The sequence below is a fragment of the Rhodococcus sp. NPDC058505 genome, assembly GCF_042720095.1.
GTDB lineage: Bacteria > Actinomycetota > Actinomycetes > Mycobacteriales > Mycobacteriaceae > Rhodococcus_G.
In genome coordinates this window covers 1-13,067 of record NZ_JBHXNB010000027.1, presented here as the reverse complement: position 1 = coordinate 13,067, position 13,067 = coordinate 1, and the positions used below count along the sequence as shown (strand labels likewise).

The following is a 13,067-nucleotide window of genomic DNA, read 5'->3' as shown; positions in this document are numbered from 1 at the left end:
GCTCGGCAGGATCGAAGACCGTGGCGATGGTTGAGGAAACCCTGGGAGCTGGCCGTGAGGACGTCACAGGTCGGCGAGCGGCGGGAACACCGCCGCGATGCCAACCGGGTCGCGGTGCAGCACCCGCCGCACATCGCCGCTCACCCGGCCCAGGTCCCCGTTCGCGATCGCGGCGTAGGAGCTGACCCAGCCGTCCACCTCCCACCGCTCGGCGCCGAGACCGGCGCGGGACGCGTACGCCTCGTCGAGGGTCTCGCGGTGGTAGCCGATCGGACGTCCCAGCGCCGCGGTCAACGCGTCCGCGACGTCGGCAAGGGACAGCGCGGCCGGGCCCGTCAGCTCCAGCGTCCGCCCGTCGTGGCGGTCGGTGCGCAGCACCGCGGCCGCCGCCTCGATCACGTCGGCGCGGGCCACCATCGCGGCGCGCCCGTGCCCGGCGGGGCCGCGGATGACGTCGTCGGGCCCGATCATGCCCGGCATCAGGTCCAGGTACATGTTGTCGCGCAGGAACGTGAACGCGAGGCCGCTGTCGCGGATCGCCTGCTCGGTGTCCCAGTGGTCCCGGCCGAACGTGAACGTGCAGTGCGGTCCCGCTGCGACGAACGAGACGTAGACGATGCGTCGCACCCCGGCCGCGACCGCCGCGTCGACGGCCTGCCGCTGCCGGGCGGCGCGGTCGACGCTCTCGGTCGCGGACACCATGAAGAAGGTGTCCGCGCCGCGCAGCGCGTCGGGCAGGGCCGGGTCACCGAAGCTCCCCCGGGCCGCGGTCGCGCCGGGCAGGGCGGGGAGCCGGGACGGGTCGCGCCCGATCAGGGTGGTCGGCGTCCCCGCGGCGGCGAGCAGGTCCGCGACTCCCCCACCGATGTGCCCGCTGGCCCCGGAGACGGCGATGCGCATGAGGCCAGCGTAGATCCGCGCGGACGAGGGCGCAGTCCCCGAGCCGCGACCTGCGGGGACCGCGCCCTCATCGGATGCGCTACGCGGAGACGGACCGTCCCGCGGCCTTGAGGTCGTTGCACGCCTCGACGACGCGGGCGGTCATGCCCGCCTCGGCCTTCTTCAGGTAACTGCGCGGGTCGTAGACCTTCTTGTTGCCGACCTCGCCGTCAATCTTGAGGACGCCGTCGTAGTTGGCGAAGAGGTGCCCGGCGATCGGCCGGGTGAACGCGTACTGGGTGTCGGTGTCGACGTTCATCTTCACGACACCATTGCGCAGCGACTCCTCGATCTCCGACTTCAGCGAGCCGGAGCCGCCGTGGAAGACGAAGTCGAACGGCTGCGACCCGGCGGCCAGCCCGAGCTTCGCGACGGCCGCGGCCTGTCCCTCGGCGAGGACCTCCGGCTTGAGGACGACGTTGCCCGGCTTGTAGACGCCGTGCACGTTGCCGAAGGTCGCGGCGAGCAGGTACCGGCCGTTCTCGCCGACGCCGAGCGCGTCGACGGTCTTCTCGAAGTCCTCGCGCGAGGTGTACAGCTTGTCGTTGATCTCGGCCTCGACGCCGTCCTCCTCGCCGCCGACCACGCCGATCTCGACCTCGAGGATGATGTTCGCGGCCTTAGACAGCTTCAGCAGGTCCTGCGCGATCTGCAGGTTCTCGTCGATCGGCACGGCCGAGCCGTCCCACATGTGCGACTGGAACAGCGGGTTCCGGCCGGCGTTGACGCGCTCCTGCGAGATCGCGAGCAGCGGGCGGACGAAGGTGTCCAGCTTGTCCTTCGGGCAGTGGTCGGTGTGCAGCGCGATCGTGACGTCGTACCGGGCGGCGATCACGTGCGCGAACTCGGCGAGCGCGACGGCGCCGGTGACCATGTCCTTGACACCGAGACCGGAGCCGAACTCGGCGCCGCCGGTGGAGAACTGAATGATGCCGTCACTGCCTGCGTCCGCGAAGCCCTTGATGGCCGCGTTGATCGTCTCGGACGAGGTGCAGTTGATGGCAGGGAAGGCGAAGGAGTGTTCCTTGGCCCGACCGAGCATCTCGGCGTAAACCTCGGGAGTTGCGATGGGCACGGCGGCTGACCTCCATGTCGGCGTGTCTGGTGCGCGTCGGCCGGTCGTGGCGGCACACGCGTGGTCCTAGCAGTATGGCAACTTCGACGCGCGACGTCGCGTGCGCGTCCGCGGATCGGGCGCCCGGTGGCCGGCCCGCCGGGCGTCGGTACCCTGGTCCGCGTGAATATGCAGGCAGCAGCTGACCTCGTGACCGATGGCCGGGATTCCGTGACGAACCTGGCGCTGCTGCCGGGCTTCCTCGACCCGGTCAACCTGTTGAACTCGTTCGGCACCTGGATGCTGGTGGGTCTGCTGCTGGTGGTGTTCATCGAGTCGGGTCTGCTGTTCCCGCTGCTGCCCGGCGACTCGCTGCTGTTCACCGCTGGCCTGATCGCGGCGTCGAAGTCCACCGAGGTCGAGCCGTTCGCGCCGCTGTGGGTGCTGCTGGTGACGATCCCGATCGCCGCGTTCCTCGGCGACCAGGTCGGCTACTGGATCGGCGCGAAGGGCGGCGCCGCCCTGTTCAAGTCGAACGACGCGAAGTTCTTCAAGAAGAGCTACATCGACGAGTCGCACGCGTTCTTCGAGAAGCACGGGCCGATCACCATCTTCCTGGCCCGGTTCGTGCCGATCGTGCGCACCTTCGCCCCGCTGGTGGCTGGCGCGTCGAAGATGAAGTACTCGGTGTTCCTCACCTACAACGTCGTCGGCGCCATCGCCTGGGGTGCCGGCGTCACCCTGCTCGGCTACCTGCTCGGCCAGATCGGGTTCATCCGCGACAACGTCGACCTGATCTTCCTGCTGATCGTGTTCGTCTCCGTCGTGCCGATCATCATCGAGGTCGGCAAGCGGATCCTGGCGTCGCGTCGCGGGGAGCAGGCCGCCGCCGGGGCGTCCGCCTCGGACGAACACACGCCCTGACCGTGCTGCTCGCCGCCGCCGATCCGGGGCCCTTCGAGAACGTGGGGCCGGTGGTGGTGTGGGTGCTGGTCCTCACGTTCGTCTTCCTGGAGTGCGCGTTCATCGTCGGGCTGTTCCTGCCGGGGGATTCGATGCTGCTGACCGCCGGGATCGTGCTCGCCGGTCATGCGTCCGGCGCCGGCAACGTGTGGGCGCTGTCGGCGGGTGCCGCGATCGCCGCGATCGCCGGGAACCAGGTCGGGTACGCGATCGGGCATCGCGGCGGGCACCACCTCGCCGCCCGCCGCGACGGCCGTTACGTGAACACCGAGAACCTGCACAAGGTCAACGCGCTGCTCGACCGCCACGGATTCTGGTCGGTCCTGATCGCGCGGTGGATCCCGTGGGTGCGGACGCTGTGCCCGCTGGTCGCGGGCGCGGCCCGGATGAACCACCGCCGGTTCACCGTCGCCAGCACGCTCGGCGCACTGGCGTGGGCGCCGGTGCTGCTGCTGCTCGGCTACTACGCGGGCGAATACCTGGAACGGGTGCCGTGGCTGATGCCGGCGGTGCTGACGGTCCTGGTGACCGCGCTGGTCGTCGGCACCGCGGTCGGCGTCCGACAGTACCGGCGGGAACTCGCGAAACCGCTCGTGGACTACGAGGTGGACTGACGCCGCGCGTTCGCGACGATCGCGTCGTGCACGTACCGGGCGTAGCCGGGGGCGACCGCGTCCCACTCGGCGATGGCCCGCGGATCGGCGACGTACTGCTCGGCCACCGTGACGTGCCGCTCCGGGTCGCAGTCGTGGAACCAGCGTTCCAGGTGCCTGCGGTGCGCCTCGGCGGCCGCGGTGGCGCGGTCGCCGGTGGCGGGTTCCCCGGCGGCGATCGCCTCGGCGAACTCGGCGATCAGCCGCTCGGCCTCGGCCTTGATCTCCCGCCAGTCCGCGCTGCCGTATGCGGAGGTGGCCCGCCAGTCGTCGCCTGCGCCGCGGGCCGCCGCGACCAGGTCCGCGAACCGGTCGGTGCCGAAGATCTCGAGCTGCTCGGCGGCGGAGAGGGCGACGCCGCGGCCGCGGGCCTCGATCTCCCGCTCCAGTTCGGTGAGTAGGGCCGCGATCCGGGCCCGCCGCTGCCGCAGCAGCCGGTGCTGGCGGCGCAGGTGCGCGTCCGGGTCCGGGTCGTCGAGCAGCGCGGCGATCTCGTCGAGCGGGAAGTCGAGCGCCCGGTAGTACAGGATGCGGCGCAGCCGGGCCAGGTCGGTGTCGGTGTACCGGCGGTGGCCTGCTGCGGTCCGGGCGTGCGGTGTCAGCAGTCCGATCCGGTCGTAGTGGTGCAGGGTGCGCACCGATGTCCCGGACATCGCCGCGACCCGCCCGACCGGATGCTCAGCCACGGCGGACGTTCCGCTCGCGGGCCTCGCCGATCAGGTCGATCGCGAGCGCGCCGCACCGCGGTCCCGGATTCACCACGGACACCCACGCCTGCGCCGCGTACACGGGATGCGGCAGCAGCCGGTCCTGCTCCCGGTAGTCGTGGTCGTCGCGGCGGGCGGCGTGCCCCTCGGGCCCATAGCCGAGCAGATCACGGAACCGGTCGCGGCCGACGTGGATGTTCAGCCGGTATACCCCGGCCCGGTCGAGATCCGATGCGGTGTCGAAGCCGGGGTAGTCGCCGGTGACGATCGTCGCGACCGGGAACCGGTCGTCCGGGGCGGCCGCGCCGGCCGGGTAGAGGAAGACGTCACCCCACGCCACCTCCGGGGCGCCGGTCTCCGGGCCCGCGACGTGGACGCGGATCCCGGTCAGCGCGCCGACGCGGGCCAGGGTCTCGTCGAGGGTCCAGGTGTCCTTGGTCGCGGTCATGCCCGCCACGGTAGAACCTGACGCGACGTCGGGTGCAAGCGTCCGCCGCGGGTCAGGCCCGGAACCGTCGCGAGCCCCGCCGCTCGAGGGTGCCCGCCGCGACATATGCGGCCTCCATCAGCATCCACCCGCCGAGCTGCACCGACAGGTCCCGCTCGGCGATGTCGGAGGCGTGCACGGTGCCCCCGGTGAACGTCGAGATCCCGTTGCCGTATCCGGGCATGCGGGCCGAGCGCGCCCAGTCGCACCCGAACAGCGGCTGCCCCTCGACCTGCAGCCGGTTCTCCCAGGCGGCGTCGGCGGAGTCGACGACCAGCTGGGCGGCCAGCCGCCGCGCCCGCTGGTCGGCCTCGGTGTCGCCGGGCAGCTGCGCGGCGACCTGCGCGAGGTAGCGGGCGAGGATCCCGTCGAACAGTCCCCCGTCGCCGCCCCCGCCGCCGACGATCACGCCGTCCTCGGTCAGGTGCTTGTCGACGGCCTCGACGAGGGCGTGCACCCGATGCCGGTGCCGCGGCTCGTCGAGACGCACCGCGAGCTCGGTTTCCATCCCGAGGGTGACGCCCTGGCAGTAGCTGTAGACCGCTCGGTCGAGGATGCCGGCGGGGACCGGCTTCCCCGGCGCGAACCGGATGCCGTCGAGGATCAGGCCGGTCGCCGGGTCGCGGAGGGTGTCGTCGATCCAGTCCGCCATCCCCTGCGCGCGCAGCAGTCGTCCGGTGCGGGCGAGCAGGATCGCGGCGGGTCCGTTCGCCGGCGTGTTGTAGAAGTCGGAGCGGGTCCGCCACGGGATGCCGCCGCCGGACTCCGGGGCCCACGCGTCGAAGACCTGCGATTCCAGGTCGCCGATCGCGGACCGGAAGTCGAGGTGTTGCAGCCGCTGCGCCCGTTCCAACGCGAGGCCGAGCCAGGCCATGTCGTCGTAGTAGTGGTTGGTCCACCCGGTGATGTTCCGGATCCGATGGGAGCGACCAATTTTCGTGATGCGTCGCCGCCGCCGCGGGGTGGGGTTGCGGTCGGCCGCATCGACGATGCAGTCCAGGAAGTGCGCCTGCCACCAGTAGTGCCAGGTGAAGAACAGCCGCTCCCGGCGAACCGGGGGCCACGCGACGACGGCGAGGCTGGTGCCGGGCAGCGCCCACAGGCGCCGGACGTGCCGGGTGAGTACCGCCTCCTCCGCGGCGTCCGCCCGCGTCGACCACTCGTGCTGCATGACAACAGATCTTGCCTACTTATGTGACGATTCGCTACCACGACAGTCCGAGATCCGCGTGTTGGCGGATCCAGGCATGCATGGCAATCCCCGCGGCAACGCCGGCGTTGATGCTTCGGGTGGAACCGAATTGCGCGATGGAGACCGTCATCGCGGCCGACTGTTTCGCGTGGTCACTGACTCCGGGACCCTCCTGCCCGAACAGCAGGATGCACTCGCGCGGCAGGTGCGCGGTCTCCAGCGGCACCGACCCGGGCACGTTGTCGACCGCGACGATCGCGAGATCCTCGACGGCCGCGTACTCGAACAGGTCCTCCGCGCTCGGGTGGTGCACGATGTGCTGATAGCGGTCGGTGACCATGGCGCCGCGCCGATTCCAGCGTCGGCGGCCCACGATGTGCACGGCCGACGCGGCGAAGGCATTGGCGGTGCGCACCACCGTGCCGATGTTGGCGTCGTGCCCGAAGTTCTCGATCGCGACGTGGAACGGGTGCCTGCGGGAATCGATGTCCGCGACGATCGCCTCCCGACTCCAGTACCGGTAGGCGTCGACGACGTTGCGCCGGTCCCCGGCGGCGAGCAGGTCGGGGTCGTAGCGCGGATCGTCCGGGATCGGGTCGCCGTGTTCGAGGTGCCAGGGCCCGACGCCGTGCGGGTGCTCCCCCCATTCGGTGGGTCCGGACTCCTCGCCGCTGTCGGGGCCGATCGCATTCATGACTGCCATTGTCCCGCGCCGGGGGCGTCGGCGGCGGTCCGGGACCCGGACGCGGTCAGAACGTCTCGTTCGACTCGGCCGCGATCCGGAAGCCGTGACCGGTGTCGTCCTTGCGGCAGGTGACGCCCGCCGTTTCGGAGGTGCAGGTGTAGCCGAACGACGCGATGGTCTCCCCGACCGGGAGCACCGGATCGGCCTCGCCGGAGGTGTAGATCAGTCCGCCCGCGCACAGGAACTCCGCCGGCCCCGCGCCGGTGACCCGGATGCCGCTGCCCCAGTTGATCATGCAGTCCTCCGGCTTCGGCGGGACCGGGGTGGTGGTGCCCTGGCAGCCCGCTTCGGTGCGGGTAGCCAATTCGATGATGCCGCATTGGAATCCGCCGGAGGGTGCGGTGAAGTACACGGCCTCGTTGCGGCGATAGGTGGTGGGCGGTGCCGCCGTGGTTGTCGTCGGCTCGACGGTCGTGGTGGTGGTCGGCGAAGTGCTGGTGACGGACGGGACGGTCGCGGTCGTCGTCGACACCACAGTCGTCGTCGGGGTCGCGACCTCGTCCGCGTCGGATGTTCCGCAGGACGCCAGCAGCGCCGCCGCGGCCACCGCCCCCAGCACCGTCAGCACTCGACGTGAACCCACCAGCACTCCCCTTTCGGTTTGGATCGCGAACGACCCTACGGCGTGCCCGACGCCGCCGAACCGGCGGCTACGCCGTCATGCCCTCGACGAGAAGCGCCTGCGCGGCGGCATAGCTGGCGAGGACGACACCCTCCGCCGCCCGACGTCCGGTCTCGCCGCGGACGAACAGGCGACGGATCACGATCAGCGCGTCGGAACCGGTGAACAGCAGCCCGCCGAGCCCCAGCCTGCTCCGCGGGTCGGCGCCGGGAACGACGGTCCCCGCAACGACCCGCGCGCCCGGCGCGAGCGCGGGGTCCGCGGACAGCGTCGAGGTGGTGCCGAGGACCGCGCCGTACGCGGTCAGGGTCGGGGCGACGCGACGGGCCCTGGCACGCAGCAACCCGGCCGCCCCCAGCCACCCGAGCAGGCGCGGCACCAGGGCCGGCGCGGTCGGGCGGGCGCCGCGGCGGGCCAGGACCGCCGAGTAGCCGAGTTGCATGACCGCGAACGAGCGGGCCCCGTTCGTCAGCCGGGTGTCGTCGTCGGGGTCGATCATGAACACGTCACCGACGGTCGCGGCGGCCAGCGACCCGAGCAGCAGGGCGGTGTCGACACGGTCCCGGCCGGTGCTGCGGCGCAGCACCCGGGCGGCAAGGGCCGGCGCGATCAGGGGTTTGGCGATCCGTTGCAGCCGCTCGTCTCCGGTCACCGCGCCGACCACCGTGGCCGCGCTCGCCCCGAGGAACACCACATGCTCGACCTTCATCGTCATCCCTTCGCTCACCGATCCGTCCGCCGCGAGCGTAGCCACCGCCCCGGCGGGCGTGGGACGATCGCGCCGCACCGAATATCCTCGGGTCCAACACCCGATGGAGGATCCGAACCCATGACGTTCATGAAGATGTGCGGCCTGCGCGACGAGGCGACGGTCGACCTGGCGGTCGGCCTCGGCGCGGACGCCGTCGGGTTTGTGCTCGCGGCGAGCCCCCGCCGGGTGTCGCCCGAGCGGGCGGCGGAACTGCGATCGCGGGTGCCGTCCGGAACGCTCGCGGTCGGGGTCTACGTCGGCGTGCCGCTCGCGGAGGTCGTCGCAACGGCGCGCACCGCGAACCTCGACCACGTGCAGGTGCACGACCTGCGGTCCGCCGCGGACGTCGCGCAGCTGCACGCGCACGGGTTGTCCGTGATCCGCGCGGTGAACAGCGGCGGCGCCGCCGACCCGGCCGAGACCTTCGGCGCGGACCTGCTGCTGGTGGACGGCGCGGTCGCGGGGGCCGGGGTGACGTGGGACTGGCAGGACCGCAGCGCCCTGCCGACCGGCCGGTGGATCCTGGCTGGCGGGTTGACCCCGGACAATGTGACGCGGGCGGTGCGGACGTCGGGCGCGTGGGGCGTTGACGTCTCGAGCGGCATCGAATCCGATCGGGGCGTGAAGGATCCGGCCCGGATGGCCGCATTCGCGGACGCGGTGCGCTCGGTGTGATCGGCGACCTCCCCCGCAGCACGCCGGTTTACATATATAGTTGCTCTATGCAATAATTTGCATCCATGGCGACAGCAGACGATCCCGGCGTGCACACCGACTCCGAGACCGACCTGCGTCGGGCGCTCGCGGAACTCGTCACCAACGCGTCCCGCTTCACCCGGCTCGCCTCGTCCATCTCGACCGACACCAAGCCCCGCCCGTGGATGCGGGCCCTGTCCCTGCTCGAGGAGTACGGCCCGCTGCGGGTCAGCGAGCTCGCCCGCCTCGACAGCTCCTCGCAGCCGACGGCCACCGCCCTACTCAAGCAGCTCGGTGCCGCGGGACTGGTACGGCGGCAACGTGATCCGGAGGACTCCCGCGCCGTCGTGGTCGAGATGACCGAGGACGGACAGGCGTGGCTCGCGGCGGCGCGCGACCACGTCGGCGCCGCCCTCGCCGCCCACCTGCACGGCCGCGACGCCGACCGCGTGCAGCGCATCTCCCGGGGCCTGCACGACCTCCGCGCGGCCGTGAAGAACTCGCAACACAGTCAGTAGCAACACATTCGACGCACGAAGGAGGTGACCGTGACCACCACCGCCACGGCCCCGACAACCCAGCCGGAGAGCACCAGCATCCTGCACCAACCGAAGGCGGTGTGGGCGGTCGCCTTCGCCAGCGTGATCGCCTTCATGGGCATCGGCCTTGTCGACCCGATCCTCAAGCCGATCGGCGAGGAACTCGACGCGACGCCCTCCCAGGTGTCCCTGCTGTTCACCTCCTACATGCTGGTCACCGGCGTCGCCATGCTGGTCACCGGCGCCATCTCGAGCCGCATCGGCCCGAAGCGCACGCTGCTGACCGGGCTCGCCGTCATCGTGGTGTTCGCTGCCCTCGCGGGCACCTCCGACACCGTCGGCGGCATCATCGGATTCCGCGCCGGCTGGGGCCTGGGCAACGCCCTGTTCATCGCGACGGCACTGGCCACCATCGTCGGCGCCGCGTCCGGCGGTGTCGCGAAGGCGATCGTCCTGTACGAGGCCGCGCTCGGCATCGGCATCGCGGTTGGCCCGCTGGTCGGTGGCGTCCTCGGCGATGTCAGTTGGCGCGCACCGTTCTTCGGCGTCGCGGTGCTGATGGCGATCGCCTTCATCCTGATCGTGGTCATGCTCCCCACCACCCCGGCCCCGAAGTCCGGCCGCACCTCGCTGGCCGCCCCACTCCTCGCGCTGCGACACCGCGGCCTGCTGACGGTCGCGGTCACCGCCCTGCTCTACAACTACGGGTTCTTCACCCTGCTCGCCTACACCCCATTCCCGCTCGACATGGGCGCCTACCCGATCGGCTTCATCTTCTTCGGATGGGGTCTGGCACTGGCGATCTCGTCGGTGTTCCTGGCGCCGCGCCTGCAGCGCCGGTTCGGCACGCTGCCGATGATGATGCTGGCGCTGGCCCTGTTCGCGGTCGACCTCGCGGTGATGGCGCTGTTCACCGACAACAAGGCGGTCCTCGTCGTGTGCGTGGTGCTGGCCGGACTGTTCCTCGGCGTCAACAACACCCTGATCACCGAGACCGTGATGATCTCCGCGCCGGTCGAGCGTTCGACGGCGTCCGCGTCCTACAGCTTCGTCCGGTTCGTCGGCGGTGCTGCCGCGCCGTGGGTGGCGGGCAAACTCGGTGAGTCCCACGCGAATCTGCCGTTCTGGGTCGGTGCCGCCTGCACCGTCGCGGCGATCCTGGTGCTCGCGACCGGCCGCAAGATCCTCGCGCACGTCGACTCACCCCCCTCCACGGATTGAATGGGGGTTCATGTGCCATCCGGTCGCCGGAACTCGCACACGAACCCCCATTCAACGCATTGCGAGGGGGCGGCGGTCAGCCGATGCGGTGCGCGGGGCCGCCGCCCGCACCGGCCAGGAGGAACCCCGGTGTGACCAGTCCGCGGGTTGCCGCCGCCGACGCCACCGCGGCGGCAACCCGGCCGATCGCGGACTCCTCGACCAGCGCGATCGCCGAACCGCCGAACCCGCCGCCGGTCATCCGGGCGCCGAGCGCACCGGCGGCGAGGGCCGCGTCGACGGCACTGTCCAGTTCGGTGCAGGACACCTCGAAGTCGTCGCGGAGCGAAACGTGCGACGCGGTCAGCAGCGGACCGATCTCAGCGACCCTGCCCGACGCCATCAGCGCCACCGTCCCCCGCACCCGTGCGATCTCGGTGACCACGTGTCCGGCGCGCCTGCGCAGCGTCCGGTCGGCCAACCGGGCGACGTCCGACGCGTCGGCGGCACGCAGCGACGGCACCCCGAGCCGCTCGGCGGACGCCTCCACCGACCGCCGACGCTCCGCGTACTGCCCGTCGACCAGGCGGTGCGGGGCGCGGGTGTCGATCACCAGCACGGCAAGACCCTCCGCCTCGAGGTCGACCGGGACCGGGGCAACCGAGCCGTCCCCGGAGTCGACAAGCAACGCGTGACCGGCGGTGGCGCGCAACGCGATCGCCTGGTCCAGACCGCCGGTGGGGGCGCCCACGATCTCGTTCTCCGCGGCGACGCAGCACCCGGCAAGCCGGGCCCGGCCGGTGTCGTCGGTCGTCAGCCCGACCAGGTCCGCGACCGCGATCGCCAACGCGCATTCGAGCGCGGCCGAACTCGACAGCCCGGCGCCGATCGGGACCGCCGACACGACGGTCACATCCGCGCCGAAGTCGTCCGGCAGCAACCCCTCCCGGCGCATCGCCCACGCGACCCCGGCGAGGTATCCGGCCCACCCACCGGGGGCGCCCGGCGCGACCTCGGCGACCGTGCCGTCCCACCGGTCCGCGCCCGACCGCACCCGCAGCACGCCGTCGGCGCGCCCGCGGACCGCGACCGCGGTGCGATGCGGCAGCGCGATCGGCAGCGACAGTCCGCCCGCGTAGTCGACGTGTTCGCCGATCAGATTGACCCGGCCCGGCGCCGACCACACCCCGTCCGGGCCCACCCCGAACCAGGAACGAAACGCCAACGCCGCCGCGACCGCAAGATCGGGGGCGGGGATCGGCGCCACCCACTCGGTCACGAGCCGGTCCCGCCGGGCGCGACCTCCCGCAGTCGTGCCGTAATCGCCTCCGGCGTTGCATCGGAAATCCACGCCCCCATCCCGGATTCCGACCCCGCGAGGTACTTCATCCGGTGCGGCGCCCGCATCGGCGAGAACACCTGGAGGTGCAGCCTGCCCAGCTCGCGGCCGACACCGATCGGCGCCTGGTGCCAACCAGCGACGTACGGCAGCGCGGTGACGCCGTCGAAGAACCGGTCCAGCCGGGAGAGCACGTCGCGGTACACGGCGGCGAGTTCGTCGAGTTCCGCGTCGCTCAGCTCGGTCAGGTCCGCGACGTCCCGGTGCGGCGCCACGTGCAGCTCGACCGGCCAGCGGGCCGCGGCGGGGACGTACCCGCTCCAGTGCCGCCCCTCGAGGACCATCCGGCGTCCCGCGCGTCGTTCGGCGTCGAGCACGTCGCGCAGCAGGACCCGACCGGTGCGGGCGTGGTGGGCCCGCGACTGCCGGAGCAGCGCCTCGGTCCGCGGGGGCAGCGCGGGGTACGCGTAGATCTGGCCGTGCGGGTGCCCCAACGTCACCCCGATCTCCTCGCCGCGGTTCTCGAAGCAGTACACCTGCGTGATCCCCGGCAACGCGGACAGTTCCCGGGTCCGGTCCACCAGCGCGGCGAGCACGGTACGCACCCGCGCCGCAGACAGCTCCGCGAACCCGCGGTCGTGGTCGCTGGTGAAGCACACCACCTCGCACCGGCCCGCCGCCGCCCGCTGAGACCAGATTCCTTCGCCGTCAACGTGTTCCGTGGCCGGATCCGGGGCGCTGCGCGCGAACGACGGAAACCGGTTCTCGAACACCGCGACGTCGTAGTCGGCGGCGGGAATCTCGGTGGCCGGGCCGCCGGGGCCGGTCGGGCAGAGCGGGCAATCGGCGGTCGACGGCAGGAAGGTGCGGCTGTTGCGATGGGAGGCGAGGGTGATCCACTCGCCGGTCAACACGTCCTGGCGCATCGTCGACGTCACCACGGTGGGCGGCAGGGCGCGGTGATCGCGCAGTTCCCGGGTCGCGCCGCCGCTGGCATAGGGCTCGGTGTCGTCGAAGTAGAGGAGCTCACGCCCGTCGGCGAGCGTGGTCGCGGTCTTCCGGATCGGCACGCGCCCACGATAGGCGCCTCCGGCGCTGTGCGTGATTTTTACCCCCCGCGGGGGGGAAATAAACCACCAATTCGGGGTGGCGCCGGGCCGTCACCCAAAACCCCGGGCGC

General features: G+C 71.8%; 15 protein-coding genes. 5 read left to right on the top strand and 10 right to left on the bottom strand.

The annotated features are described in order from the left end of the window. Nucleotides 1-63 precede the first annotated feature (63 nt). Together ACFWPA_RS17255 and fbaA are read right to left on the bottom strand one after the other, a co-directional pair. Complete coding sequence (locus tag ACFWPA_RS17255; RefSeq protein ID WP_378571184.1) at nucleotides 64-900, bottom strand: NAD(P)H-binding protein; 837 nt, start codon at nucleotides 898-900, stop codon at nucleotides 64-66. A 79-nt stretch (nucleotides 901-979) separates the two neighbouring features. Beyond that, on the bottom strand, nucleotides 980-2,014 hold the full coding sequence (gene fbaA / locus ACFWPA_RS17250) for a class II fructose-bisphosphate aldolase (protein WP_378571182.1): 1,035 nt from the start codon (nucleotides 2,012-2,014) through the stop codon (nucleotides 980-982). Between the two features lie 168 nt (nucleotides 2,015-2,182). On the opposite strand from fbaA, the gene ACFWPA_RS17245 reads away from it, so the two are divergent. Then, nucleotides 2,183-2,917: a VTT domain-containing protein gene (locus ACFWPA_RS17245; RefSeq protein ID WP_378508984.1), complete on the top strand. Its 735-nt coding sequence runs from the start codon at nucleotides 2,183-2,185 to the stop codon at nucleotides 2,915-2,917. A gap of 2 nt (nucleotides 2,918-2,919) precedes the next feature. After that, nucleotides 2,920-3,570, top strand: a complete 651-nt coding sequence (locus ACFWPA_RS17240) for a DedA family protein (RefSeq protein ID WP_378571180.1) — start codon at nucleotides 2,920-2,922, stop codon at nucleotides 3,568-3,570. Here the strand turns inward: ACFWPA_RS17240 and ACFWPA_RS17235 are convergent. From ACFWPA_RS17235 to ACFWPA_RS17210, 6 genes are all read right to left on the bottom strand, one after another. Beyond that, nucleotides 3,555-4,295, bottom strand: a complete 741-nt coding sequence (locus ACFWPA_RS17235; RefSeq protein WP_378571178.1) for a MerR family transcriptional regulator — start codon at nucleotides 4,293-4,295, stop codon at nucleotides 3,555-3,557. The genes ACFWPA_RS17240 and ACFWPA_RS17235 overlap by 16 nt on opposite strands. Then, the gene (locus tag ACFWPA_RS17230; protein WP_378571175.1) at nucleotides 4,288-4,764 is read right to left on the bottom strand and encodes a DUF6194 family protein; all 477 of its coding nucleotides are present in this window, start codon (nucleotides 4,762-4,764) and stop codon (nucleotides 4,288-4,290) included. The genes ACFWPA_RS17235 and ACFWPA_RS17230 overlap by 8 nt, the downstream gene beginning before the upstream one ends. Nucleotides 4,765-4,816: 52 nt before the next feature. Continuing rightward, nucleotides 4,817-5,974 (bottom strand): glycoside hydrolase family 76 protein, encoded by a 1,158-nt coding sequence (locus tag ACFWPA_RS17225; RefSeq protein ID WP_378571173.1) that lies wholly within the window; start codon nucleotides 5,972-5,974, stop codon nucleotides 4,817-4,819. 34 nt (nucleotides 5,975-6,008) lie between these two features. After that, the gene (locus ACFWPA_RS17220) at nucleotides 6,009-6,689 is read right to left on the bottom strand and encodes a TrmH family RNA methyltransferase (protein WP_378571170.1); all 681 of its coding nucleotides are present in this window, start codon (nucleotides 6,687-6,689) and stop codon (nucleotides 6,009-6,011) included. 55 nt (nucleotides 6,690-6,744) lie between these two features. Further along, nucleotides 6,745-7,323 (bottom strand): DUF6636 domain-containing protein, encoded by a 579-nt coding sequence (locus ACFWPA_RS17215; protein ID WP_378571167.1) that lies wholly within the window; start codon nucleotides 7,321-7,323, stop codon nucleotides 6,745-6,747. 67 nt (nucleotides 7,324-7,390) lie between these two features. Beyond that, on the bottom strand, nucleotides 7,391-8,071 hold the full coding sequence (locus tag ACFWPA_RS17210; protein ID WP_378571211.1) for a lysoplasmalogenase family protein: 681 nt from the start codon (nucleotides 8,069-8,071) through the stop codon (nucleotides 7,391-7,393). 120 nt (nucleotides 8,072-8,191) lie between these two features. Between ACFWPA_RS17210 and ACFWPA_RS17205 the strand changes: the two genes are divergently transcribed. The 3 genes from ACFWPA_RS17205 (at nucleotide 8,192) to ACFWPA_RS17195 (ending at nucleotide 10,569) form a co-directional block, all read left to right on the top strand. Next, a complete protein-coding gene (locus ACFWPA_RS17205; RefSeq protein WP_378571165.1) occupies nucleotides 8,192-8,788 on the top strand; it encodes a phosphoribosylanthranilate isomerase in 597 nt (198 codons plus the stop codon). Nucleotides 8,789-8,853: 65 nt separating this feature from the next. Continuing rightward, a complete protein-coding gene (locus ACFWPA_RS17200; protein ID WP_378571162.1) occupies nucleotides 8,854-9,327 on the top strand; it encodes a MarR family winged helix-turn-helix transcriptional regulator in 474 nt (157 codons plus the stop codon). Nucleotides 9,328-9,351: 24 nt separating this feature from the next. Then, nucleotides 9,352-10,569: an MFS transporter gene (locus tag ACFWPA_RS17195; RefSeq protein ID WP_378571159.1), complete on the top strand. Its 1,218-nt coding sequence runs from the start codon at nucleotides 9,352-9,354 to the stop codon at nucleotides 10,567-10,569. Nucleotides 10,570-10,645: 76 nt separating this feature from the next. Here ACFWPA_RS17195 and galK read toward each other — a convergent pair whose 3' ends face one another. Together galK and galT are read right to left on the bottom strand one after the other, a co-directional pair. Continuing rightward, nucleotides 10,646-11,827, bottom strand: a complete 1,182-nt coding sequence (gene galK, locus ACFWPA_RS17190) for a galactokinase (RefSeq protein ID WP_378571156.1) — start codon at nucleotides 11,825-11,827, stop codon at nucleotides 10,646-10,648. Beyond that, a complete protein-coding gene (gene galT / locus ACFWPA_RS17185) occupies nucleotides 11,824-12,951 on the bottom strand; it encodes a galactose-1-phosphate uridylyltransferase (RefSeq protein WP_378571209.1) in 1,128 nt (375 codons plus the stop codon). Before galT ends, galK begins: the two co-directional genes overlap by 4 nt. Nucleotides 12,952-13,067: the final 116 nt, after the last annotated feature.